Genomic DNA, 1,854 nt, shown 5'->3' with positions numbered 1-1,854 from the left:
TCTCACCATTCCGTTGGTTTTCGTCAGTTCGCCCTGCTTTTCGGTCGAACAATTGACCTTCCTCGCGACAGATCAACCGTTTGAGTACGTCATTTCGGCTTATCGTGGCGATCGGTACACCTTTACGGTCGAGATGGAGCGGCGACTTTGATTATTCTCTAAAAAAAGACCTTTTTCTTATCGTTTGAACTGCTCCCCGTCAAGTAGACAGGCCAAATAATAAAAATCTTTTAAACGGCTTGAGCCCTGAATTCCAGCGGACTCAAGCCGTTTAGTCGTTCTTGGTATCGTTCTTCGTTATAGAATCTAATGTATTGCTGAATCGCATGACAGAGTTCGTCGAACTCCTCAAACTTATGTAGATAATAACTCTCACACTTCAATGCGCCCCAGAACGATTCCATCGGACCATTATCGATGCATTTACCGACACGAGACATACTTTGTGTAATGCCTGCTGCTTTCGTCATTCGACGGAAAGCATGCGACGTATATTGAAACCCACGATCGCTATGTAGAAGTGGTTGGCTTTCTGGTGCGCCCTGAAGGGCGAGTTCAAGCGTATCGAACACGAGTTGATTGTTATTCGAATGACCGATGACAAACGAACGAATGGATCCGTCGTACAGGTCTAGAATGGCACTTAGATACGCCTTTTGGGATGCGCCATACTTCAGTTCCGTGACATCCGTTACCCATTTCTGATTCGGTCCCGCCGCATGGAAATCACGATTCAGGATATTCTCTGTCGTCTGTTGAGGAAGGTGGCGCATATATTTGGGACGCTTTCGACGGATGACACAGTAGATTCGGGCAACGCCCATCAAGCGACGGATTCGCTTCGAGTTGACGTTTCTGCCAAAGCGACGTTTCAGGTTCAGTGTCATTCGGCGGTATCCGTAAATTCCGTTCACCGAATGGTGAATCTGGCACATCTCTTCGATAATCCGTGTGTTCTCGGTCTCCCGTACCGTCGGTACACGATGTAACCATTTATAGTAAGCTGCACGCGAGATACCCGCAAGGTCACATAAGGATACGATGGGATAACCGAATTGCGCTGCGAATGACTGGATCGCCTCGTATTTATCTCGATTACGAACTTGGCTTAACGTGACCTCCTCTCGATCTCCTCTAACTTTTTTAGGAAAGTGTTCTCCATTCGCAGACGCTCATTTTCTTTCTCGAGTTGTTTCATTTCAATAGTGAAACGTTCTCCAGCGGTCAATTCTTCCTCCGGTTTCCGACGTCCCCGGCGGTCCAACAGTGCGTCTATCCCGTCTTTCTCGAACTTCCTTACCCAGCTGTAGATTTGTTGATACGAGACCCGATGGGTCTTCATGGTGTGTTGATAGTCTTTCCCGTTCTGTATGCAGTCCATAACTGCCTCGACGCGCTCTTCGAATGTTGTCTTTCTTGCTTTGGTCATAGTGAATCGCTCCTTCAACGGTTTCCCTTGAGTACTATGACCAGTATACTGGCTAATCCATCTTTGAAGCACGCTCTTACTCGAGATGCCGAATCTTAGCGTGGCACTCCTGAGTGATTCCTCACGGTCTAGCACTGCGCGTACGGCCTGTGTTTTCAGTTCTTCTGAATAGCGTGTCCATCCCGTTCTATTACTTAGAGCTAAGGCACCACCGTGACGGTATCGTCTTCGCCAAGTATTCAACGTATCGAGTGAAAGCTCGAAGAGCGACGCAATCTCCTTTAACGTATATGTTCCGCTATCGTACATCTGTATGATGTGTATTTTTTCATCAAGCAAAAATTTAGATGTGGCCATAGAAAAAGCTCCCTTCAAAAGTAGACAGTTTTGTTATTTCAACTGTCTACTTTTGTGGGAGCATATCA

At 46.7% G+C, this 1,854-nt stretch carries 2 protein-coding genes; one reads left to right on the top strand and one right to left on the bottom strand.

Annotated features, from left to right (window positions below; all coding sequences use genetic code 11):
* The first annotated feature begins 13 nt into the window (after window positions 1-13).
* Window positions 14-151: a UTRA domain-containing protein gene (locus BLD48_RS16620; RefSeq protein WP_255366260.1), complete on the top strand. Its 138-nt coding sequence runs from the start codon at window positions 14-16 to the stop codon at window positions 149-151.
* A 79-nt stretch (window positions 152-230) separates the two neighbouring features.
* On the opposite strand, the gene BLD48_RS16135 is transcribed toward BLD48_RS16620, so the two are convergent.
* Window positions 231-1,786, bottom strand: a protein-coding gene (locus BLD48_RS16135) for an IS3 family transposase (RefSeq protein ID WP_236630052.1) whose coding sequence is annotated in 2 segments (ribosomal slippage) — window positions 231-1,147 and window positions 1,147-1,786 — 1,557 coding nt in all. Because the reading frame shifts where the segments join, the coding sequence is not laid out codon by codon here.
* Between the last annotated feature and the right edge of the window lie 68 nt (window positions 1,787-1,854).

Source organism: Exiguobacterium sp. KRL4 (genome assembly GCF_001870785.1).
Lineage (GTDB): Bacteria > Bacillota > Bacilli > Exiguobacteriales > Exiguobacteriaceae > Exiguobacterium_A.
Note: the sequence above shows the minus strand (reverse complement) of the source record. Positions and strands in the feature narration are given on the sequence as shown.